Annotated in this window: 16 protein-coding genes; 6 read left to right on the top strand and 10 right to left on the bottom strand. The window is 58.0% G+C overall.

The features are described from left to right. Positions 1-246: 246 nt before the first annotated feature. A complete protein-coding gene (locus tag KIF87_RS13670; RefSeq protein WP_213329022.1) occupies positions 247-804 on the top strand; it encodes a YtfJ family protein in 558 nt (185 codons plus the stop codon). Here KIF87_RS13670 and cysQ read toward each other — a convergent pair. Then, a complete protein-coding gene (cysQ, locus tag KIF87_RS13675; protein ID WP_023334280.1) occupies positions 798-1,538 on the bottom strand; it encodes a 3'(2'),5'-bisphosphate nucleotidase CysQ in 741 nt (246 codons plus the stop codon). The two genes, KIF87_RS13670 and cysQ, sit on opposite strands and share 7 nt — an antisense overlap. A 190-nt stretch (positions 1,539-1,728) precedes the next feature. Here cysQ and KIF87_RS13680 point away from each other — a divergent pair, with 190 nt between their 5' ends. After that, positions 1,729-3,672: a bifunctional 2',3'-cyclic-nucleotide 2'-phosphodiesterase/3'-nucleotidase gene (locus tag KIF87_RS13680; protein ID WP_213329023.1), complete on the top strand. Its 1,944-nt coding sequence runs from the start codon at positions 1,729-1,731 to the stop codon at positions 3,670-3,672. Between the two features lie 98 nt (positions 3,673-3,770). Here the strand turns inward: KIF87_RS13680 and KIF87_RS13685 are convergent, their stop codons facing one another. Further along, positions 3,771-4,157: a winged helix-turn-helix transcriptional regulator gene (locus KIF87_RS13685; protein ID WP_023334278.1), complete on the bottom strand. Its 387-nt coding sequence runs from the start codon at positions 4,155-4,157 to the stop codon at positions 3,771-3,773. 84 nt (positions 4,158-4,241) lie between these two features. On the opposite strand from KIF87_RS13685, the gene KIF87_RS13690 reads away from it, so the two are divergent. Together KIF87_RS13690 and KIF87_RS13695 are read left to right on the top strand one after the other, a co-directional pair. Next, entirely contained in the window at positions 4,242-5,090 is an 849-nt protein-coding gene (locus KIF87_RS13690) for an SDR family oxidoreductase (protein ID WP_213329024.1), read from the top strand. A 96-nt stretch (positions 5,091-5,186) separates the two neighbouring features. Then, positions 5,187-5,900: a 4'-phosphopantetheinyl transferase family protein gene (locus tag KIF87_RS13695; RefSeq protein WP_213329025.1), complete on the top strand. Its 714-nt coding sequence runs from the start codon at positions 5,187-5,189 to the stop codon at positions 5,898-5,900. Here KIF87_RS13695 and KIF87_RS13700 read toward each other — a convergent pair. The 8 genes from KIF87_RS13700 to KIF87_RS13735 form a co-directional block, all read right to left on the bottom strand. After that, positions 5,868-6,815, bottom strand: a complete 948-nt coding sequence (locus KIF87_RS13700; protein ID WP_213329026.1) for an alpha/beta fold hydrolase — start codon at positions 6,813-6,815, stop codon at positions 5,868-5,870. The genes KIF87_RS13695 and KIF87_RS13700 overlap by 33 nt on opposite strands. Next, on the bottom strand, positions 6,808-7,977 hold the full coding sequence (locus KIF87_RS13705; protein WP_213329027.1) for an alkane 1-monooxygenase: 1,170 nt from the start codon (positions 7,975-7,977) through the stop codon (positions 6,808-6,810). Before KIF87_RS13705 ends, KIF87_RS13700 begins: the two co-directional genes overlap by 8 nt. After that, positions 7,971-9,026 carry a 2Fe-2S iron-sulfur cluster binding domain-containing protein gene (locus tag KIF87_RS13710; protein ID WP_213329028.1) on the bottom strand — a complete coding sequence of 352 codons (1,056 nt, stop codon included), beginning with the start codon at positions 9,024-9,026 and terminating at the stop codon, positions 7,971-7,973. Before KIF87_RS13710 ends, KIF87_RS13705 begins: the two co-directional genes overlap by 7 nt. A gap of 1 nt (position 9,027) precedes the next feature. Further along, the gene (locus KIF87_RS13715; protein WP_213329029.1) at positions 9,028-10,044 is read right to left on the bottom strand and encodes an arylesterase; all 1,017 of its coding nucleotides are present in this window, start codon (positions 10,042-10,044) and stop codon (positions 9,028-9,030) included. Further along, entirely contained in the window at positions 10,041-17,774 is a 7,734-nt protein-coding gene (locus KIF87_RS13720) for a type I polyketide synthase (protein ID WP_213329057.1), read from the bottom strand. Before KIF87_RS13720 ends, KIF87_RS13715 begins: the two co-directional genes overlap by 4 nt. A gap of 43 nt (positions 17,775-17,817) precedes the next feature. Then, positions 17,818-18,645, bottom strand: coding sequence for a hypothetical protein (locus KIF87_RS13725; protein ID WP_104949582.1), 828 nt, complete (start codon positions 18,643-18,645; stop codon positions 17,818-17,820). Positions 18,646-18,670: 25 nt separating this feature from the next. Beyond that, complete coding sequence (locus KIF87_RS13730) at positions 18,671-19,081, bottom strand: membrane protein (protein WP_024907308.1); 411 nt, start codon at positions 19,079-19,081, stop codon at positions 18,671-18,673. A 91-nt stretch (positions 19,082-19,172) separates the two neighbouring features. After that, on the bottom strand, positions 19,173-21,071 hold the full coding sequence (locus KIF87_RS13735) for a beta-ketoacyl synthase (RefSeq protein ID WP_213329030.1): 1,899 nt from the start codon (positions 21,069-21,071) through the stop codon (positions 19,173-19,175). Positions 21,072-21,247: 176 nt separating this feature from the next. On the opposite strand from KIF87_RS13735, the gene KIF87_RS13740 reads away from it, so the two are divergent. Then, complete coding sequence (locus KIF87_RS13740) at positions 21,248-22,291, top strand: GlxA family transcriptional regulator (protein WP_249665901.1); 1,044 nt, start codon at positions 21,248-21,250, stop codon at positions 22,289-22,291. Between the two features lie 48 nt (positions 22,292-22,339). Beyond that, the gene (locus KIF87_RS13745; protein WP_213329031.1) at positions 22,340-23,164 is read left to right on the top strand and encodes an AraC family transcriptional regulator; all 825 of its coding nucleotides are present in this window, start codon (positions 22,340-22,342) and stop codon (positions 23,162-23,164) included. Positions 23,165-23,204 lie beyond the last annotated feature (40 nt).

The raw sequence follows: 23,204 nt of genomic DNA on the forward strand, positions 1-23,204 counted from the left end.
AATGACTATAGACCAGAACAACGATGTAACCCAGTATGCATAAGTTTATTTACCGTTTGATTACAATTATTCAGAATAATCTTTGCAAAGCGTGACTGAGAGCAGTATAAGCCGTCGTTTTTTCATGGATATGTGCGTTCACCCGCAAACTGGCATCGGGATTGCGGGAAAACCCCATTGATCGCACTTATGATTAAAAGCGCAAGACCAAGTGGTCGGATCACCTGCAAACAATAAGGAAACGCCATGACCCTACGTAATATCCTTGCAGCAGCCTGCCTGCTGCTGCCCCTGTGGGCTTCCGCTCACAGCATTGAAAAAGGACAACGTGTACCGCCAGTCGGCATTGCTGACCGGGGAGAATTGATTCTCGACAATGATAAGTTTAGCTACAAACCCTGGAATAGCGCGCAGCTCGCGGGCAAAGTGAGAGTTGTACAACATATTGCCGGTCGTACATCCGCAAAAGAGAAAAATGCCAATCTGGTGGAAGCGATCAAGGCCGCAAAATTCCCTCACGACCGCTACCAGACCACCACGATCGTGAATACCGACGACGCTATTCCAGGCTCCGGGATGTTTGTGCGCTCAAGCCTTGAGAGCAATAAAAAGCTCTATCCGTGGTCGCAGTTTATCGTCGACAGCAACGGCGTAACCCGTAAGGCCTGGCAGCTTGAGGAAGAGAGCTCCGCGATTGTCGTGCTGGATAAAGAGGGCCGCGTACAGTGGGCGAAAGACGGCGCGTTAACCCAGGAAGAGGTGCAGCAGGTTGTCGACCTGCTGCATAAGCTGCTGGCTCAATAAATAGAGACGCGGAAGCCGGGGTTGAGGAAGGATTCGCGCGGGGTATAGTCCAGCGGCTTGCCCTGCCAGTCATGAACGTGCGCCCCGGCGGCCGCGGCAACGGCATGACCTGCCGCGGTATCCCAGACGTTGGTTGGCCCAAAGCGAGGATATAGCTGCGCATGGCCTTCTGCCACCAGGCAGAATTTCAGCGATGAGCCAATCGACGTGGTCTGGTGTTCACCCAGCTGCTGCAGGTACTCCTGCAGCTCGCTGTCGCCGTGCGAGCGGCTAATCACCACCAGCGGTGGACGCGCATCGCGCACCTGGATCTGCTTGCGCACGCCGCACTCTTCCTTCCACGCCTTCCCTTCGGCGGCGCTGTACATCACCTTCATTACCGGCGCGTAGACCACGCCCAGCACCGCTTTGCCCTTCTCAATCAGGGCGATATTGACGGTGAATTCACCGTTGCGCTTGATGAACTCTTTTGTCCCGTCGAGCGGATCGACCAGCCAGTAGCGCTGCCAGTGCTGGCGTTCATCCCAGCTTTGCGGCGCTTCTTCTGACAGAACGGGGATGTCCGGCGTTAAGGCCTGTAACCCTTTCAGGATCACCTTATGCGCCGCAATATCCGCCGCCGTGACCGGAGAGTCGTCGGCTTTGCTGACCACCTCCATAGGTTTACTACCGTCATACACCTGCATGATGGCATCTCCCGCATCCCGTGCGAGCTGACAAATTTTATCTAGCATTTTCCACCTCTTTGTTAACGCAGTGAGGTTAACTCTTTGTTTTAGTTATATCGTAATGTGAACAATTCCGCTATCTGTGAAGCAATTCCGGTTTCAGGTTACTTTTTTCTGTCAGGATTCACATTTCTGTAAGCAACACGCTATAGATACATACTCTTTTGTGGTCTGCATCGAAAAAAGGACTCCTCTGATGATTAAGTTTAGTGCAACGCTTCTGGCGACGCTGATTGCAGCAAGCGTACAGGCGGCGACGGTAGATCTGCGTATTCTGGAAACGACCGATCTGCACAGCAACATGATGGACTTCGATTACTACAAAGATACCCCAACGGAAAAATTCGGACTGGTACGCACGGCAAGTTTGATCGATGCGGCGCGTGGCGAAGTGAAAAACAGCGTGCTGGTCGACAATGGCGATCTCATTCAGGGCAGTCCGCTCGGGGATTACATGGCGACCAGGGGCCTGAAAAAAGGCGAGGTTCATCCGGTATATAAGGCGATGAACACCCTGGACTATACCGTCGGCAACCTCGGCAACCATGAATTCAACTACGGTCTGAAATACCTGCATGACGCGCTGGCCGGTGCGAAATTCCCGTACGTTAACGCCAATATCATCGACGTTAAGACCCAAAAGCCGCTCTTTACCCCTTACCTGATTAAAGAGACAAACGTCGTCGACAAGGACGGCAAAAAACAGACGCTGAAAATCGGCTATATCGGTTTTGTTCCACCGCAGATCATGACGTGGGATAAGGCCAACCTCGACGGTAAAGTGACCGTTAACGACATCACCGAAACCGCGCGCAAATACGTGCCGGAAATGCGCGAAAAAGGAGCCGATCTGGTGGTCGTTGTCGCCCACTCGGGTCTCTCCGCCGATCCGTACCAGGCCATGGCAGAAAACTCCGTTTACTACCTGAGTGAAGTCCCGGGCGTCGACGCGATCCTGTTCGGCCACGCCCACGCGGTCTTCCCGGGCAAAGATTTCGCCAGCATCAAAGGCGCGGACATTGAGAAAGGGACGCTCAACGGCGTGCCGTCGGTGATGCCGGGCATGTGGGGCGACCACCTGGGCGTGGTGGATCTGGTGCTGAATAACGACAGCGGCAGCTGGAAGGTGACGCAGTCAAAAGCAGAGGCACGCCCGATTTACGACGCTGCGGCTAAAAAATCTCTGGCGGCTGAAGATAAAAAGCTGGTCGACGTGCTGAAGCACGATCACGACGCCACGCGCGAATTTGTCAGCAAGCCGATCGGCAAATCCGCCGACAACATGTACAGCTTCCTGGCGCTGGTTCAGGACGACCCGACCGTTCAGGTCGTCAACATGGCGCAGAAAGCCTATGCCGAACACTTTGTGCAGGGCGATCCGGATCTGGCAAAACTGCCGGTCCTGTCAGCCGCTGCGCCATTCAAGGTGGGTGGGCGTAAGAATGACCCGGCAAGCTATGTTGAAGTCGAAAAGGGTCAGCTGACCTTCCGTAACGCCGCCGATCTCTACCTCTACCCGAACACGCTGGTGGTGGTAAAAGCGACGGGCCAGGAGGTAAAAGAGTGGCTGGAGTGCTCTGCCGGACAGTTTAACCAGATTGACCCGCACAGCGGTAAGCCGCAGTCGCTGATTAACTGGGACGGCTTCCGTACCTATAACTTCGACGTGATCGACGGCGTGAACTACCAGATTGACGTCACCCAGCCGGCGAAATATGACGGCGAGTGTCAGGCGATTAACCCGCAGGCGGAGCGCATCAAAAACCTGACCTTCAACGGCAAGGCGATTGACCCGAATGCCACCTTCCTGGTGGTGACCAATAACTACCGCGCCTACGGCGGTAAGTTTGCCGGTACGGGAGATAGCCACATCGCCTTTGCCTCGCCGGACGAGAACCGCTCGGTGCTGGCGGCGTGGATCAGCGCGGAGTCGAAAAAGGCGGGCGAAATCCATCCGGCAGTGGATAACAACTGGCGTCTCGCGCCGATCCACAGCGATACGAAACTGGATATTCGCTTCGAAACGTCACCGTCCGATAAAGCTGCCGCGTTCATTAAGGACAAGGCGCAGTATCCGATGAAGCAGGTCGCAACGGATGATATCGGGTTCGCGATTTATCAGGTGGATTTGAGCAGGTAAAAGCAAAACGGCAACGCACGTTGCCGTTTTTAGTGTTTGTTCCCTCTCCCTGTGGGAGAGGGTCAGGGTGAGGGCATCAGGCCGCACATACCCGGCTTTTACGCTGCACGATCGTCCCTGTTCGCCATCACCTTCGGCGTGTTCACCTCAATCCAGTCCGCCAGCGCAGCGACCTTCTCGCTCACCTCAACGCCCAGCGGCGTCAGGCTATACTCTACGTGCGGCGGCACCACCGGATACGACACGCGATCGACAAACCCGTCCAGCTCCAGCGCCTGGAGTGACTGGGACAGCATTTTTTCGCTCACCCCGCCCATTTTACGGCGCAGATCGCTAAAGCGATGCGTTCCCTGGCGCAGGGCCAGCAGAATCAGAACACCCCAGCGGCTGGTCACGTGTTTGAGTACCTCGCGTGAAGGGCACTGCTCCGCGAAAAGATTGCCATCGCGCATTTGTTCGCTGAGCGTTGGTATCGTTGTTTTCATACTTACCTTTTTGTACGTACTTACTAAAAGTTAGCTATGGTGCTAGTGTGCCACAACACCAGACAAACACGAAGGAGATTCATCATGATCGCGATTACCGGCGCTACCGGCCAGCTTGGCCATCTCGTTATTGAACAGCTGTTGAAAACCGTACCGGCCAACCAGATTGTGGCCATCGTACGTAACCCGGCGAAAGCGCAGGCCTTAAGCCAGCAGGGAATTGTGGTTCGTCAGGCGGACTATACGGATGAAGCCGCATTCACCGCCGCGCTGAGCGGCGTTGATAAGCTGCTGCTGATCTCTTCCAGCGAAGTCGGCCAGCGCGCAACCCAGCACCAGAACGTGATTAACGCCGCCAAAACGGCAGGCGTGAAATTTATCGCCTACACCAGCCTGCTGCATGCGGACAAATCACCGCTGGGTCTGCACGTTGAACACGTTGCCACTGAAAAAGCGCTGGCGGCGTCCGGCATTCCTTATGCCCTGCTGCGCAATGGCTGGTATACCGAAAACTACCTGGCGAGCGCGCCGCCTGCGCTGGAACACGGCGTGTTTATTGGTGCGGCAGGCGACGGCAAAATTGCCGCTGCGACCCGTGCTGACTATGCCGCGGCGGCAGCCAAAGTGATCGCTGAAGAAGGCCATGCAGGCAAGGTCTATGAACTGGCGGGCGACCACGGCTGGACGCTGAGCGAACTGGCGGCTGAACTCAGCAAGCAGAGCGGGAAGCCGGTAACCTATCAGAACCTCAGTGAAGCGGATTTTGCCGCCGCGCTGAAAAGCGTCGGCCTGCCTGCCGGGCTGGCAGATATGCTGGCGGACTCCGATGTGGGCGCGTCCAAAGGGGGACTTTTTGACGATAGCCATACGCTGAGCAAACTGATTGGGCGCGCGACTACGCCGCTGGCGCAGAGCATTAAAGCCATTCTGTAACGGTGTCACCGTTCTTTCCTGCGGCCGGGTGATTTCCCTTACCCGGCCCGCACTTATATGGCATTCTGTTCCCCCGACAGATACCGATACCCCGCTATGTTTACTGCGATAAACACAGATTCAGCGCCCCCTTTTATTCACTCCGTTGAGATGGGTAACGTCGACCCTTTTCCCGCACTGCGCTACTGCCTGGTCTCATTCACCGCGCGTGATTACCATGACGGACTCTTTGATAACTGGGGCATCCCCTTTCCCGGTCAGCTCGATAGCGCCGTGGTCAAACGCAGGGCGGAGTATCTTGCGGCACGTTACGCCGCGCAGCGGGTGCTGAAATCCTGGGGCTGTGACGCTACGCCGGGCAGCGCGCCGGACCGTTCTCCGGTGTGGCCTTCCGGCTGGCGGGGAAGCCTGTCACATTCTCAGGAATGGGCGCTGGCGGTCGTTGCCCCAGAGGCGTCGGGCCTGACGCCGGGCGTCGACATTGAGTTTTTGGCACCCGAGACGATCCAGCGGACAGCGCACCTGTTTACCACACCGCAGGAGCGGGAGTGCCTTGCCGCCAGCCCGTTCGACGAAGCCAGCGCGCTATTGATGACCTTTTCCGCGAAGGAGAGTCTCTATAAAGCGCTCTATCCTGACGTTGGCCGCGTCCTCGATTTTGACGCGGCCCGCGTGTGCCACATCGCGCCTGAACAGCAGAGGATCGTCCTGGAGCTGACCCGGACGCTTTCCCCCCAACGCGTACAGGGCAGCCGGATCCAGGGCTATTATCAGCTCTCAGGCGACAGGGTTATCACGATCATTGCCTGACGCCAGCAAGGGGGCCAGATAGGTCATCACCATGTCGATCCCCTCCCCCGGACGGCGCAGCGGATTATGCCCCTGACCGTGGGTCTCTGCCAGCCTCGCGCCGGGCCAGGCGTTGACCAGGCATTCAGCTTCCACCCGCAATACAATGTCATCGCTGCTGTCGTGAATAACAAGGGCGGGCTGATCGACCTGCTGCAGCCCCTCATAGGCGTTAAAGCGCTGCCATACCGCCTCGCCAATGCCAAAGTACCCTTCAATATACCGGCGCAGCCTCTGCTGCTGGCGTCCCGGGAGATTCAGGATCGCGGCATATTTGGTGACCAGCCCGCTAAAGTGCGTCGGTGCCCCTACGATAACCAGCGCGCGGGTCCGCAATCCCACCTTTACCGCATTAATGACGGATAAACCGCCAAAAGAGTGCGCCACAATCGCGTCAAAACCACCTTCCTGCTGCGCCAGCTGTTCAATGATTTCAATGAACTCGACGATGCTACTCTGGCGTCCTGCCGCGTCGCCATGCGCGGGAGCGTCAAACCCGATGACCTGAAAGCCCTTTTCGACCAGCGTCTTGATCAGCCTGCCAAAGTGGGAAGCCCTCGACTCCCAGCCGTGGGCTAATAGCACGGTGGGTCCCGCGCTGCCCCAGCGGTACACCACCGCATGTTTACCATTACTCAGAGGGAGGGACTCAATGCGGCTCGCCAGCGCCGTTATCTCTTTATCGCTTGCACGCGTCGGCACCCGGCGCGGCGTAAAAAAACGATTGCCCAGCCAGTCGGCGGTCACCCCCGGCACAACCCGATCCATCAGGCGGATACCGGCCTTCACGCATGAAAACATCGGAGAGCGCAGGTAGGCGGGTCCACGATACTGCTGGTAGGCTTGCTCAATCAGTCGATCAAATTGCTCACTCATGGGACTCTCCAGAAACACAGGGAACAGTGGACTGAACCGCGGATGATTCAGACTGGCGGATCAAGGCACGCTCTGCGTCACTGGCAACGTGTTCGTCCCAGTACGCGAGTTTTGCTTCCATTCGCTTAAACCACAGTGGCGGTATCAGCGCGTAAAAAATATGGGCAACATATCCTTTTTCTATTCCCACCGCGTAGCTGTGCGCCTGCAAATTCCAGTATTCACGACGCGGATGGGTGTGATGATCGGAGTGGCGCGTCAGGTTCAACAGACCGGCCGACGAGGCCCGGTTATTGCAATCCCAGCTGTGTCGTGGCTCCACGCGCGTTCCGGGAAGGCGGACCAGACCGTAGTGCTGGATGTAATTCACCGTTTCAAACAGGAATTTAGACACCAGCATGGTCACCAGACACGCCAGCGCGCCCCTGACGCCCGCCGCCGTGAAGCAGACCGCCACGATCAGCAGGCTCATCAGCACTCCGCGCATCACCCGATTCGCCAGCATGGCGCCGCGCCGGTTCTGCTGCGACAGCCGCTGCGCTTCCACCTGCCAGGATTCAACATACTGCGACAGAGAAGAACGGATAAAGAAGCGATACACAGTCTCTCCACGACGCGCCGTCGCGCCGTCCGCCGGGGTCGCCACGTTAGGATGATGCGAATAGACGTGTGAAATCGAAAACTGCGCATCGCCGACCAGCGCCAGAAGCCAGCGCCCGACCACCATCGCCGTCAGACTGTGGGTTTTGTGGATAAGCTCATGGGCCACCACGGTATTGGTGCTCATGGTATAGCCGGTGGATGCCGCCGCAAGCAGCAGCTCCGGCAGGGCAAGGTTATGCAGCGCCATGACGTTGTGACCCGTCAGAGCGGAAAGCCATGCGCCAAACCCGAGCAGATCGCCCGGAGCGGCCTGCCAGATAAGGGTGAACAACGCCAGCAGCGCGGCCGGGAGCTGTAAATACGGGATGATCTCCAGCAGCGCCGGAAGCCGGTAGTGGCGATCGGCGGTGTCGTGCGCGGTTGCGTTATCGAAAAGGACATAGCTCAGCGTCACGCAGAGCATGGAAACGACGATCCACACGCCGCCGAGCAGGGTGGTTAGCGCGGTTAGCGGTAAAAAAACGCAGGGGACAAGGGCAAATCTCAGGTAACTCAACATACGGGCTCCTTATTGTTATGACTGTTTTTTGCACCGACCGGCGGGGAGAAGCAGTCCATTTCAAGCAGGTGGCTCATCACCCCTCCGGCAAGCAGCCTTTGCCGGCACGCCTGCGCCAGCGCTGGATTGCCGCAAATCACGACGCGCCATTCGGCTACCGCCGTCCGGCGGGGATAGAGGGCACGCCAGTCGTCCAGCCAGCAGGTAATACGGCCTGCCAGCTCCTGCTCCTGAACCTCGCGCTCCCGGGATAACGCGTGCAGAAAGTGAAAACCGGGATAGTGCTGACGCAGACGCTGCAGCTCAGGCAGGTCGAATGTGTCCTGTCGCCTGCGAACCGCGTGGATCAGCATGACCTCGCGGTGGGGATGACGCGCCAGCGCGGCGCGGACCAGACCCAGCGTCGTTCCCAGCCCCGATCCACTGGCGATGGCCAGCAGCGGACCGTTATCGTCATCCTGCTGGCCGAACTGCCCCTGGCAGTCTGAGAGCCACACCTTCCGGCCAGCCCCCCGCTCATCACACAGCAGCGGGGATAGCCGCCCCTCTTCACGGCGAGTGATATCCAGAACAATCTCTCGCCCGCGGCTCGGCCAGCTGACGGAGAAGCTCCGGATATCCTTATCCTTTTCGAGACCGACCTGAACGTATTGTCCTGGCTGAAAGGGCAGCGCCTGCTCCGCCAGCAGCGTCACGCGCCATACCGTTGATGAGAGCGCGACAGCCTGCTTAATTTGCGCAGACGTCCAGGGCGTGAACGCCGCGGCCAGCGCTACATCCGATTCCGGCAGACACTGGCATGCCAGCACGTGGCCAGCGGCAATCTCCTCCTGGCTGAGCAAATAGCTCAGGTCGACAAGCGAACGCACCTTGCCGCTCGTTACCCGGCAAAGACAGGATTTACACGAGCCGACCTGGCAGTTATACGGCAGGGAAACACCGGCGTTGAGCGCGCTTTCGAGGAGCGTATGGCCGGACGTCAGGGAGAATACCCGTCCCTCAAGCGTCCCCTGAAAATGACCGCGTCGGGAAAACCATCTCTTCAGCATTTTATTGCTCCCCGCACAGCAGCAGCCCGTCGTCAAAGACGCTGCCCATCATCACCTTTCCGCCCGCTGGCGCGGCGACGCTGACCGCCGCCAGCGCCTCGCCGTGGCTCTGATAGAGCATACTGGCCTGAGCGATCTCCCCCTGTGCGCCGGTTGTCAGCCGCCACACCATGGACGGTGAACGCGCCTGTGCATCTTTCTGATAGGCGGCCAGCTTCAGAAGCTGCGGGTGCGCCGCCACCAGCATTCCCTGCCCGTCCGGCAGGATATTGTCGACGCCATGCAGACCGCTGAAGCGCCCCAGCAGGACGGGCGCAGCCTCGCTCGGCTGCCACGCCCAGCTGCTCACCGCTCCGCGGGTGGTTTCCGCCACGTACAGACGCCCCCGCGCTCGGCTGTAGTAAATGCCGTTCGCAAAATGCAGGCCATCAATCAGGGTATGCAGCCCCGCCTCGTCTGCCAGCAGAACGCTGGACAGCGGCAGCCGCAGATAGTCCTCCACGCGTCCCGCGAAGCCCTTCCACCGGTGGTCCCGCGTCAGCAGCCAGCGGGTTTTATCAATGACGCTGATATCATTGATGTTGTTTCCGACCGCGCGCGACAGGGCGGGCTGATACTCGAGACGCATCTGCGCGCGATTAAAGCGAAACACATCAATGCTGTCCTCCTGCGGGCGGTGGTTCACCACGTAGACCCACGTCTCGCCCTCCTGTTGCCAGACATCGATGCCGTGCGGGAAGAAGGCATCCGGATAGTCGCCAGCCAACCGCTGCGGCTTGTCGCCGCCGTTGAGGTAATACAGCGCCCCGGGCGCGCTGCCGTGTCGGTTGAGGCTACTGGCTATCGCCCCGCCGTCCGATAAGGGAGCGATATCCTCCGCGCCCTCAATGCCCGTTATTTTTTGGCACTGTTCCCCGCCGCTCTCCTGCACTCGATAAAACAGTCCGGCATCGATCAGCAGGTTAACGGCGAACGCCAGCACGGCGCCCGCGAGGACGATAATCGTCAGCTTTTTCATGATGCGGCCAGCGCCTCCGACGACGAGAATAATGCTTCGGCAGCCTCTTCTCCCTGCTCGGCCAGCACGGTTATCGCCTTCAGGAAATGCTCCAGCAACGCGCGGGCACGTTCCTCGGTGAAATAGCGCATCTGGTAATCCAGCTCGACGGACAGCCCCTCTTTCGTCTCGAGAATGTTAACCATCAGCGGGAATTCGACGGCGCCGATCGGGAGCAGCGACAGGCTGGCCTCCCACTGCCGCATTTCTGCCAGCGGAGCATGCGGCTCGACGTTAAAGGTCGCCAGCAGCGGAAGCGGCGCATCCTGACCGTGGAAGCAGCGTGACGGCATTGCGGGCTCGCCGCGCTGCGCGAGGATACCGTCATGGATTGCCCTGGCGACCCCGGACACCGACGCGCAAACAGCGCTGTCGATACACAGCGGCAACAGCCTGACGCACTGGCCGACAAGCGCGTCGCCCTGCCCGAAATCCCGCCCGGCATCCGGCACGCCGACCGGTACCGGAGCGTGGCCGAACGCCTTCTCCAGGGTCAGGGTAAAGAGCGCATTCAGCATCGCGAATCGTGTCACCCGCAGCTCGGCGGAGGCTTTGCGCAGCTGCCCGGTCAGGCCCGGATACGACAGGCGCTGTACCAGCCGCTGCCCCTGATACGTCCGGGAGGGTGCCAGCACGGTAAGAGCGTCTGGCGTTGCCCGGCGCGCAGGAAGCGCCGCAAGACGCGCAGATAGCTCCGCCTCGCTGACGATGTTCTGCGCACGGATGACCTGCAGATAGCTTGCCGCAGCCGCCAGCTCAGGACGTTTACCCGACGCCAGGGCATCGTAAAGATGCAGCAGCTCGCGCAGCATCACCATAAACGACCAGCCGTCCGCCACCGAATGATGTGCCGAGATGGCGAGCGTGGTTTTCCCCTCATGGCGGACCAGCAGCAGGCGAGCCAGCGGCGCGGCGGTAAGATCAAAAGGACGCGCGGCAAAATCAGCGAGACAGGCGGCAGGCGCAGCGTATTCCTCGCAGACGTCGACGGTGGGTGCCAGGGCCACCTGAAGTTCGCCCGCGTCAGTGAACTGCATACGCAGCGCGTCATGGCGCTCGCACAGCAGCTGCCAGGCGGCGCGCATGATGTCGCTGTCTACATTGCGCGGCGTTTCAATGACGCCGCCGATCGTCCCGGCCAACAGGCCGCTTTCATCCTGCGCGGCCAGCTGCAGAAAACGCTGCTGGCTGTCTGCAGCAGCATAACGCGTGTCGGGGCGCAATCCCGCCTCCCCAAAGAAGCCGTCCACGCTCATGGCGTTAACGCTCTCTTTCACTGCCGCAATAAACCGATCGATATCCTCGTCCGCGTGTGCAACAGAGACAAAACAGTTACGCCCTTCCCAGATGAAAATGCCGCGCAGCATCAGGTGGTGGAAGAGGATGTCGTAGTTGCCGTTGAATTTGAAACGGAACAGGCTGCCGGCAGAGACGATCTCAATCGGCGTACCGGTTGCAGAGAACCAGGTATTGAGCGACATCGTCAGACGCGCGGTTTTTTGGTTGATGTCGTCATAGAGCGCCGGATGGGCTTTGATGTACTCCAGCACGGCTTTGCTTGCCGCCATGGTCAGCGGATGCTTGGAGAACGTACCGGCAAAGAAGATCAGTTCAGCCTGCGGCCAGGAGTCATCGCCATACTGCCAGAATCCGCCGTCGATACTGTCCATAAAGCGGGCCGAGCCTGCAATCACGCCGATCGGCATACCGCCGCCGACAATCTTTCCGTAGGAGGCGATATCCGCCTGAACGCCGTAATACGCCTGCGCGCCGCCGGCCGCCAGACGAAAACCGGTGATCACTTCGTCAAACATCAGCGCAATGTTGTGGGCTGTCGTCAGGTCACGCAGGGCATGCAGATAGTCGCGCGGCTGATGATCGGGATAACGGCTCTGCACCGGCTCAACGATCACCACCGCCAGCTCGGCGGCATAGCGGGCGATAAGCGCCAGGCTCTCTTCGCTGCCGTAGTCGAGCACCAGCAGGTCGTCCACCAGCGATGGCGGGGTGCCTGCGGCAATCGGCGTGGCGCGCTCGGGGGTTTCGCCCCCCTGCTGTCGCCCAAGAATGCCGTCAAACACGCCATGATACGAGCCGCTAAACAGCGCGACTTTATTTTTCCCCGTCACGGCGCGCGCCAGGCGCACGGCGCTCATTACCGCTTCAGAGCCGGAGTTACAAAATGCCACGCGCTGCTGGCCGGTCAGCTCGCTGACAAGCGTTGCCACCTCGCCCGCCAGCGCGCTTTGCGGCCCAATCTGCATGCCCTGTGCCAGCTGGTCGGCTACCGCCTGCTGTACACAGTCCGGGGCATGGCCCAGCAGGTTAGCGCCAAACCCCATCGTAAAATCAATATACTCGTTGCCATCGACATCCCAGATGCGCGATCCCTGAGAGCGTTCCCCCACTAAGGGGTAAAGCATCTCTTTGGTGGATAAACGAAAGCCCGCAGAGGCCCGGTTATCCGCCAGCACGGCGCGGTATTGCTGGGCATTGCGTTTCGACCCGCCCGTTTTATCGACAAACCGCTGCGTGAGTTGCGCCAGATGCTGGTCTCGCTCGGCGCCCAGGGAGACCTTTTTCGTCTCTTTTTTAAACCAGCTGTTGTGCGCGCTGGCCTTCACCGGTGCGGCCGGGGTCGCGACAGGCGCAGGCGCGATAACGTCCGGCGTCGCGGGTGCGGCTGGTATCGGAAGAGTTTGCGCCGTGCCGTTGAGCAGCGTGAGCTGCTGGGACATAAGCTCCAGCTGGCGGGCAATCAGATCCTGAACCGTATCAGGCACCGGCCTGCTGGCGCCCTGCTGTGCCACGGCCGGCGGTGCCGCCTGGCCGGTGGTTTCCGGGGGGCTGAGCGGAGCCGCCGCCGCTGGCTGCGCGTGCTCCACCACATAACCGATCACCGCATCCAGCGTATTGAGCTCTTCAAACAGCGCCCGCACCGGGATGGCCACGCCGTAGCGGTCTTTAATGGTATTGATGGCATCCAGCAGCACCAGCGAGTCCGCCCCCATCTCCAGGAAGGGCAGAGAGTCGTCAAGCGCGGCGGGATCCACCTCAAGAAAACCGGCAATTATCGCTTTTATTTCAGCGGCTAAATGGTGTTGATTTGACATAGCGTCCTCTTTTGCAGATGGGGTCTGCGCTGGCGTCTCACCCGCCAGCCAGTAACGTTTGCGGCAGAACTGGATTGCGGGCAGGGCTAGCGCCTCCCGCGTGGTCGCGTGGTATATCCCGCTCCAGTTGATGTCGTGCCCTTGCTGCCACAGCGTACCCAGCAGCGTCAGCAGTGATTTGTACTCATGTCGCCGATCGCCTGCGGCCAGCACCCGGTGACGGCGGTCGGTTGCGGTCACAAATTTGCCCAGCGAACCGTCCGCGCTCAGATCGATAAAGGTGAACTCCCCCTGCGCAAGCACGTTTTGCACGCCCTGAAGGAAACTCACGGGCTGGCGAATTTGCCGGGTCCAGTAGTCGGCGTCGGTTCGGCCGCACGCCTCGCCGTTCAGGTTGCTGTAAAACGGGATCGTCCCGCGGGTGAAGGTGACGTTGTTGACCAGCCACTCGCGCCAGGCACCGAGGATCGGATCCATCATCGAGGAGTGAAATGCGCTGGCGGTTTTAATTTTTCTGGCGTGACCACCCTGAGAAGAAATGGCCTGAAGGCAGGCGTCAATCGCCGTCTGGCTGCCTGCTATGGTGGTCAGCGTCGGCGTATTGAATGCGGCAATATCAATGTCGCCCGCCCAGGGCGAAATCATCTGACGGACGTCGGCTTCGCCGCTGAAGACGACCGCCATCGCCCCTTCCTGCGTCAGGGCTGACATCAGCAGCGCGCGCTGATGAACCATTGCCAGCCCGTCGTCCAGCGAGAGATAGCCGGCGATAACCGCCGCGCAGTACTCCCCCAGGCTGTGGCCCATCACGGCTGCTGGACGCGGGCCGAACTGCATCACGCTCTGAGCAAGCGCGTAGCTACAGGCAAATAAGGAGAGCTGACACGTTCTGGCGCAGCGCTGCCAGCTATCGTCTCGGGCAAACAACGCCTGCGTGATATCAATCTGATAGCGCTGCTGGATGGTCGTCGCCAGCGCGTCAAACTGGGTGCGATAGTGCGGCAGATGGTGATACAGCTCTGCACCCATGCCGATTTGCTGGGTGCCCTGCCCCGGGAAGAGCCAGACCTGGGGCTGGGCTTTACCCGCCTTGCAGGCCGTGAGCTGCGCAAGGCTTTCTGCCAGCTGGGTGCGATCCGCGCCATACGCCACGCCGCGATAGCGGGCCGCGTCGTAGCGGGTGTTCACCAGCCGACACCAGGTGGCGATATCGCTCTCCCGGCATGCAGATAACCCTTTTTTGACCTCCTCCCGCTGAAGGGCAAACGCCCCTTCATCATGTGAACCGATCAGAAGCAGGCCGTGGGGCGCAGCGGGCTCCTGGCGTTTTTCCACCGCTGGCGCGCTGCGCAAAATCACGTGACCGTTAGTACCGCCGAAGCCAAAGCTGCTTACGCCCGCGTAGCGTGCTTCGCCATCGGCATGCCATGAGGCAGGCTGCGCGCCACTCACCTCAACATGACGGCTAATCGCCGCAATATGCGGGTTTTTATGCTGGAAATTGAGGTGAGGAACGAACTGCCGGTAGTGCAACATCAGAGACGCTTTCACCACGCCCAGCACGCCCGCCGCCGCCTCGAGGTGGCCAACGTTGGTTTTGATCGAGCCCACCTGGACAGGCGCGGTTTTTTTCCGATCCGCAAACACCGCTTCCAGCGCCTGATATTCAATCAGATCGCCAAGCGCCGTTCCCGTACCGTGCGCTTCGATATAGTCAATCTTATCGCTATCCACCCCGGCGTCCGCCATCGCCTGTCGGATGACCGCCTGCTGCGATGGGCCATTTGGCGCGGTAATGCCGTTGCTGCGGCCGTCCTGATTGACGGCGCTCGCCACCAGCGTGGCATAAACCCGATCGCCATCCGCCAGCGCCTGGGTCAGCGGCTTGAGCACCACGACGCCACACCCTTCGCCGCGGACATAACCATCCGCACGGGCGTCAAAGGTTTTACACCGGCCGTCGGGGGCCAGCATCTGTGCTTCGGTGAAGACTTTTTGCAAATGCGGCGTCAGCGCCAGATTAACGCCACCGGCAATGGCCAGGGCGCAACGTCCGCTCCGCAGGCTCTGCATTGCCCCCTCAATCGCCACCAGCGAGGAAGAACAGGCCGTGTCGACGGCGACGCTTGGCCCTTTTAAATCATAAAGATAAGAAATTCGGTTGGCCGCGATACTGTGCGCGTTGCCTAAGCCGCTATAGGCCGAGACGTTATCGCCGCAGGCCAGCGCGTAGTCGCTGGCGCTGATCCCAACAAAGACCGCCGTATCGCTACCGCGCAGGGATGACGCCTTAAGACCAGCATCGGTTAGCGCCTGTTGAACGGTTTCTAGCAGCAGACGATGCTGCGGATCGATATAGACGGCTTCACGGGGAGAGATGCCGAAGTAGCCTGCGTCGAACGCGTCGACCTCGTCAAAGAAACTGCCTTTACGGTTAAAACCGTCAAGGGACGAGGTACGCCAGCGGTGCGCCGGGATCTCGCCGGTTGTGCTGTGGCCCTGCAGCAGCAGCGACCACAGCGCCTCCACGCCGCTATGCCCCGGCAGCTCCACGCCGATGCCGATCACCGCAATGGCGCTCTCTGCAACGGCGGAGCTGACCGGCCGGGCCGCAGCGGGTTGTCCCAGCGCGGCCGCCAGCTGATTGATGGTGGGATAGTCATAAATCAGCGCCGGAGAGAGCTCGCGGCCCAGCCGCTGTTCAAGCTCGCCAATAACGCCCACCGCCTGCAGAGAGCTCATGCCAAAGCGGGTAAACGCGTCATCCCACTGGGATTCGCCGATCGTCGTATTCATCGCGCTGCTGATTATCCCGGCAATCAGCGCCGCCAGCGCGGGTGGGGTTTCCCCCTCGGTTACGGCGGGTTTAGACGCGGCCTGGCGGCTGCGCCACGCCACGTCCAGGGTCCCCTGCTGATACATCACTTTTGCGCGGGTGCGCTGTAATTTCCCGCTGGTGGTGCGGGGGATTGCCCTTCGTTCGACAAGGAGCAGTTCATCCAGCGTAATGCCGTGACGCTCCGCTACCGCCGCGGCAATGCGCGGGGCAAGCGCCGCCATATCAAGATCATTTTTATGACGCGTCATCAGCTCAAGCAGCGCAACCGGGCGTTCAGCTTCGCTGGCAAACACGCAAACCGTCGCTTCCGCCAGCGCGGGATCGGCCTGACGGATCGTCTCTTCTATATCCGTCGGATAGTGGTTCTGACCGTTGATAATCAGCAGCTCTTTGAGCCGTCCGGTGACGTACAAATGACCGGACTGGAGAAAACCCATATCGCCGCTGCGCAGCCACGGGTGCGGATGGCCAGCCAGAGACGCCTGGAAGGTTTCGCGCGTGGCGGCGTCATTGTCCCAGTAACCAGCGGCAACGCTCGGACCACGCAGCCATATTTCTCCGCTCTCACCGTCAGCAAGCGGCTGATGGTGGTCAGGATCGACGATACGCACCTCGGTATCAGTCAGAGCCTGCCCGCAGCTCACCGCACCGGCCTCGTCGGAAACGCGGAGCCCCTGTCCTTTGTCCATTCCGGTGACGATGAGCGTGGTTTCCGCCATGCCGTAGCAGGGCAGGAACGCGCCGGGCCGAAACCCTGCGGGCGCAAAGTGTTCGCTAAACTGCTGGAGCGTGGCGGGCCGAATCGGCTCTGCGCCGCAAAAGGCCACATCCCAGCGCGAAAGATCCAATGCCTCAACCTGCTCTCGGCCAATCTTGCGCACGCACAGCTCGTAGGCGAAATTAGGGCCGCCGGAGGTCGTCGCCTGATAGTCGGAAATCTGTTTGAGCCAGTTAAGCGGGTTTTTCATTAGCATCATGGGCGACATCACACGACAGGGGAAGGCGCCAAACACGGGCTGCAGCAGCCCGCCAATAAGCCCCATATCATGAAAGTGCGGCAGCCAGATCGTGCCCCGGCTTTCGCTGTGGTGGCCGAAAAAGCGGTGAATGGCATGCGAGTTAGCCCACAGGTTGCCATGGGTCACCATCACGCCTTTCGGAGAGCCCGTCGAGCCCGAGGTGTACTGTAAAAAAGCCAGATCGTTTTCTGCTACCGAAACCGGGTGAAATGCCCCGGAGAACGTGCGCTCAAGATGATGCAGACGATAGCCCGCAGGTAGCGCAGCTGTGTCTGGTTTGTCGAAGGTAAAAATAAGCGGGGATAACGGAAGCGATAGCTGGCCTAGCGTTTCTGCTCCCTTTGCTGTCGTAACAATACATTCCGTTTGCGCATTACGTAATACTCCGGCAAAACGCTCCCACGCGCTTCCTGACGATTTTGCGGGCATCGGGACGGGAACCGCCACCCTGCCGGCATAAAGACATCCAAAAAAAGCGCCAATAAAATCTTCGCCATCCGGATAAAGCAATATTACCCGGTCGCCCCGCTGCCCGTATTGCATTAATGCTTGTGCAAGCGACGCGGCGCGCTGGTGTAACTGGTCATAGCTTTGGCTGTGAATATCTCTGGCGCTGCGGACGAATTCAAATGCCGTCTGAGTAGTCTGTTGAACAGCAAGTTCGGGCAAAAGCTGGTTGAAGGAATGATATCCCCTGTTAAACAACTGATGAGACGGCATCATAATTCGCTCTATATTTTCAAATGTAATGAGGGTGAAAAGATTATTTTCCGGCGCGGCCAGCCAGCAGATCGTTACAGAAGTCGTTCCAGACCTTCAGCCAGAGATCGACGCGCTGTTCCATCTCGGCATAGCGGTCTTCTGTCAGCGCCTGGCAGAACAGGATCCATGCATCTTCGGAGTGGCCATCTTCAATGGACTCTCCCGTTTCGCTTTCTACATGGATGCTGTGATAGCCCTTCGTGACATCAATATCCGTCGCTTTATCAACGCCTTTGGCCCACGGCGTGGCGAAGTCATGGAAGACGGTCTCGGCCACGGCCAGCAACCCCACCAGCTGGGTATAGTCGCCATAGGCATTCTCAAACGTTGCGCGGCAGGCCAGGGAGCTGGACATCGGCAGCCAGGATTTCACCTCGTGCTCTGTCATCCCCAGTTGCTGGATGGTCGTAAAGAACTGGACGTAGTGCGCCAGCGCGGGCTGGCCGTTGTAATTGCCCTCGGCATCTTCGCCTGGGTGGAAGCCCAGCTCATCCAGCAGGTTGATTTGCAGCAGAAAACGGGCCGCCATTTTCGCCTGCGCGCCCAGCGGAGCTTCCAGCTGCTTCGCCGCGCTTAACGCTTCAATAACGGCATCGGTAAAGACTTGCGCAAAAGCGTGATAAAACTCCAGATGGAATACGCGCATCTGTTGAAGATCGACTTCACCGCTGTTCATTTTTGATAATATAGGGCTGCGCATCAGCGGATGGGATTCAATCCGGTCAATAAGCCTGTTGGCAAATGCGCGGTTTTCTGTATAAACGTGCTTATCTACGGTCGCGACAATAGCGTCCCGACCCAGCTGGCGGGTATTCAGTAACGTTTTCATTTTTATATCTCAGGTAGGTGATAGTTTACAGGGCTGAAACCCTGCCAATTGCCATTACGACTAACGCATACATTCCACAGCTAAACGGTATAACCTGCACATATTTAAATGGCAGATAAAAACACGATGCAATCAGGAGAACCGGAATACCAACCGAAAGTATCATCATGCAAATAACGGCATAATATTTATAGGTATAAGACACGGCGAGGTCATCAATACACATGCCATAGAGCATGGATATTAACGGCAGCATAATAAAGGCAATATGTGCCAGCCTTAACATTCTGCGGTTTAAATCGGTATAGTTTTCATGTCCTTTGGGGGCGCGAAACGGTCCCTTAAAAGCATACATCCCCATTAATCCGCCCATCATTATGCCGACAACAATACCGCTCCAGCCAAAGGCAATCAGTATTGCACTGAGATTAGCCACTCTCTTTCTCCTGTTTAGTGGTGCACAAAGGTAAGGCGCCTGAGAAAATACAAGCACCTTTATTTATTAATAATAAAATCAGATATAACGATTAAAAGTCCGGGTATTCTTTATCCGTCGCGTACGTTATCGGTTTTTCAAATCCGGGAATGGTGATGCCATTCCTATCAATCTTAATATCTTCCTCATTTATCCCCTGCTGTCCGAACAGATAAATGACATTGAGTTCCCCCTGCGAAGCCGCCTCGTCGTACGCGTTAGCCTGACGTCGCACCTGGCGGTTACGCTGCTGATATTCCGCAAACACCGCGTCGCCATAGCGTTTGCGCAACCATTGATGGGTAAGCTTTGGCGAGTAAACCACCCCCGTGGCATTATTACCGCCAAAGCCTTTTGAATTTATAAAGGCGATTTGTCCCTGGCCTTCCTCTAATTTGCAGTCCTGAAGAGGAATGGTTAAGCGTGCGTTGTTCACCTGCGGCGCGATGTGCGACACGCTTTTAATTCCCGGCAAAATACCGTAGCGGAAGACGCCGAGGCAGCCGATCAGCTGGTCGCCGCTGGCGGGCCCCAGGGAGTGGCCGAGATACGATTTCACCGCCGTCACCGGCCAGTCGCGAATCGAAAAGGCTTGCGCAACGCGGTCAAAAATATCCGCCTCGGAGACGCAATTCTTCGGCGTGCTTGAACCGTGCGCCTGAATAAACGATCCCTTCTGCACCGTCTCCATCCCGGCCATCGATACCGCAGAGGCTACGGCTTTCGCCATGGTGATGTAGTTCCCCGGCCCCGGTGACGCGATAGAACGCTTAAAGCCGTCAGCGTTGATGAAGACATTTCCCACCGAACCGTGGATCTCTGCGCCAAGCTGCAGCGCCAGCTCGTCGTCCATTAACACGACATACTGGCTGGATTCCGCGATCACAAAACCGCAGCTGTTGCCAAACGGGCGGCTGCTGTTGCGCCAGTCGGCCGTTTCCTTTTCATCAATATGCTTAAGCTTACTCTCCGTTGCCAGAGCGCCCATGGCATCGAATCCTTCAATCACTTCTGAGGTGACCGGCGCTTCGGCGCTGCCAATGACGGCTACGCGAATGCGCCCCGCTTTGATATCTTCAACTGCCGCATTCAGGTTATACAGAAACGTGGCGCATGCCCCCAGCGTGGCGCTGGTGTGGCCGACGCTACCCAGCACATACGCATTGAGGAAATCGGCGCACATGCTGTTCAGCCCCAGCGGACACTGCTTGGCGCTGACGCGATGGCCTTTCAGGCGCGACTGCAGCATCCCGCCAAAGCCATAATCGTCGAGCTGCCCCATGATATTGCCCGAATAGACGCCGAGCTGATCCGGCGTGATATTTGCCTGCACCTCTCGCCACGGGATCCCCAGGGCGTTGATGGCGTCTGACGCCCCGACAATCGCCATTTGTAACGCCCGCGGATGGAACTGCGAGTTGTAGTGGTCGCCCGGGCGGAATCCCTGCGGCAACAGCCCGGCAGCCTGCACCTCCGTGCGCAGCAACGCCTCAATTTTACAGTCCATCTCTCCCTGAACGGTGATACGAACACGCTGATCCGCTAATTCTTCAACGTGCCATCCCGCCGGTAAGGGGTGAGGTAATTGTCTGGCAGATATATTAAAACTGAACCCTTCTTCGCCTGAAACCATATTCAATTTTGCATGGCTGGCGATAGCATCGACATCAAAATAGTCGCGCGTGATTTTTCTGATAAGGGTCCCCTCAAGCGCCTCGTCTTTTATCCTCGCGGCGGCCTGAGCAGGTGTAAATCTTTTACCGGAAATGTCGCAATACCCGCCCTCATCATATTTCAGTACGCCCATCAGGATGGCTAACGATAATAACGTCTCCTGCCTTTCCTCTTCCGATAATGACTCAATTATCATTCGACGAAATGCATGATGTGAAGAACTACGACCAGCTGGACCATAGCCGCCAAAAGCCGTTATTACGGGTAATTTCACCATAATTCATCCTGTAGTGGTCGTGGATTTATTTTGTTAAGTAAGTGCGATAATTTCAGATATTAGTTTACAAATTACCAACAAAAGCTAATATGAAAATCCAGCCAAAATGCTGACTTTTTTGGCCAGGACAACGATGAGCTACCAAAAATAATAGTCAAAACAGGTATTAATCAAAAATGACAAATACACAAATAGGATTTGTGTTATGCGAACGCATGCTAAGTTCCGGTCTCAGTCTTCCGATTGAAATGTGGAAAGCCGCAGCCAGTAGCTATTTAGCTGAGCAAAAAACAACATCCCACGCAGACACGCACAAACCGGAGAAGTCACCCTTCAGGCTCTGTCGCCCGGAGAATATTCTGAAGGTGAATACCATTGGCATAAACAGCGAGCCCATCCTGACGCACAGTGGCTTTAGCATTACCGCCGATACCACCCTTGCCGCAGACAGACACTATGACGTTATCTATCTTCCTGCCCTGTGGCGCAATCCTCGCGGAGTGGTCAGGCAACAGCCTGAACTCCTGGAATGGCTGACCGAGCAGGCCGCGCGAGGAACCCGCATCGCCGCCGTCGGAACGGGCTGCTGCTTTCTCGCGGAGTCGGGACTGCTCGACGGGAAACCCGCCACCACCCACTGGCACTACTTCAAACAATTCTCGCGCGACTACCCCACCGTAAAATTACAAACAAAACATTTCCTCACTCAGGCCGATAATATTTACTGCGCCGCAAGCGTTAAGGCCCTGTCAGACCTGACGATCCATTTTATAGAAACGATATACGGGAAACGGGTAGCCACACATACCCAACGGACATTTTTCCATGAAATTCGTAGCCAGTTTGAGCGTCAATGCTACAGTGAAGAAAACAAACCCCATCCGGATGAAGATATTGTTCAAATTCAAATCTGGATAAAAGCCAACTGCGCTTCGGATATATCCATGCAAAGTCTTGCAGATATGGCCGGCATGAGTTTGCGCAACTTTAATCGCCGCTTTAAAAATGCCACCGACATGTCTCCTCTGCAGTATTTATTAACCGCCAGAATTGAATCCGCCATGACAATGCTGCAATCCACCAATTTGTGCATTCAGGAGATCGCGAATGCGGTTGGATATCAGGATATTGCGCACTTTAATCGCCAGTTTAAGCATAAAACAACGGTTTCACCGGGGGATTACCGTAAGACCGTCCGGGCAAAGATGTTTAGTGCATAAACGCCGGTCATCTCTGATAATGAAAAGATGACCACGAGGAGGCTCACCGTGCAAGGCGTACCGGAACAGTTTACTGATGAAAGAGACAGCGCGCGCTTTCGCCATCTGGCGCAGCTGCCGGGCCTGGAGCTTTATCACGCGCATATTTCTGACTACGCCTTTGAGCCTCACACCCATGAAGCCTTCGGGATCGGCACGATTGAAACCGGTGCCGAACGCTTTCGCTATCGCGGTACCCAGCATCTCGCGGCGGAAAAATCCGTCGTCACCATGAACCCGGACGAGATCCATACCGGTGAATCCGCCACCGAAGACGGCTGGCGCTACCGGATGGTCTATATCGAACCCGACCTGCTGGAAGAGGTGACCGGCCTCCGGCACTGGTGGTTTAGCGATGTCACGCGTCATGACCCGCAGCGCTCGCAGCAAATCGGCAGGCTCATTTACGGCCTGTGGCACACGGACGATCCGCTTGCGCAAAAAGGATTGCTGCTGGATTTGATTGAGACCTTCCGGCCGTTTGCCCATCACGCGCCGGTGGTTCTGGAAGGCGCGCACCGCTTCGAACGCGTGCGCGAGTATCTGCACGACAACTATATGCGCGCCCTGACGCTGGACGAGCTGGCCAGCGTCGTTTCGCTCAGCCCGTACCATTTCCAGCGCCAGTTCAAAGCCCATTTTCACGTTACGCCGCACCAGATGCTGATGGCCATTCGCCTCTGGCGCGCTAAAGCGTTCCTCACCCACGGCATGCCCGCGGCAGAGGTCGCCGCAGCAACCGGGCTGACCGACCAGTCGCATTTAACCCGCGCGTTTACCCACCGCTACGGCATTACCCCCGTGCGCTACCAGAAGCAGGTCACCCGGCGCTAATGCGCAATCTCATACAATACGCGCGCATTTTCCCCTCCTA

The sequence above is a fragment of the Enterobacter sp. 120016 genome (genome assembly GCF_018383635.1).
Lineage (GTDB): Bacteria > Pseudomonadota > Gammaproteobacteria > Enterobacterales > Enterobacteriaceae > Enterobacter > Enterobacter asburiae_D.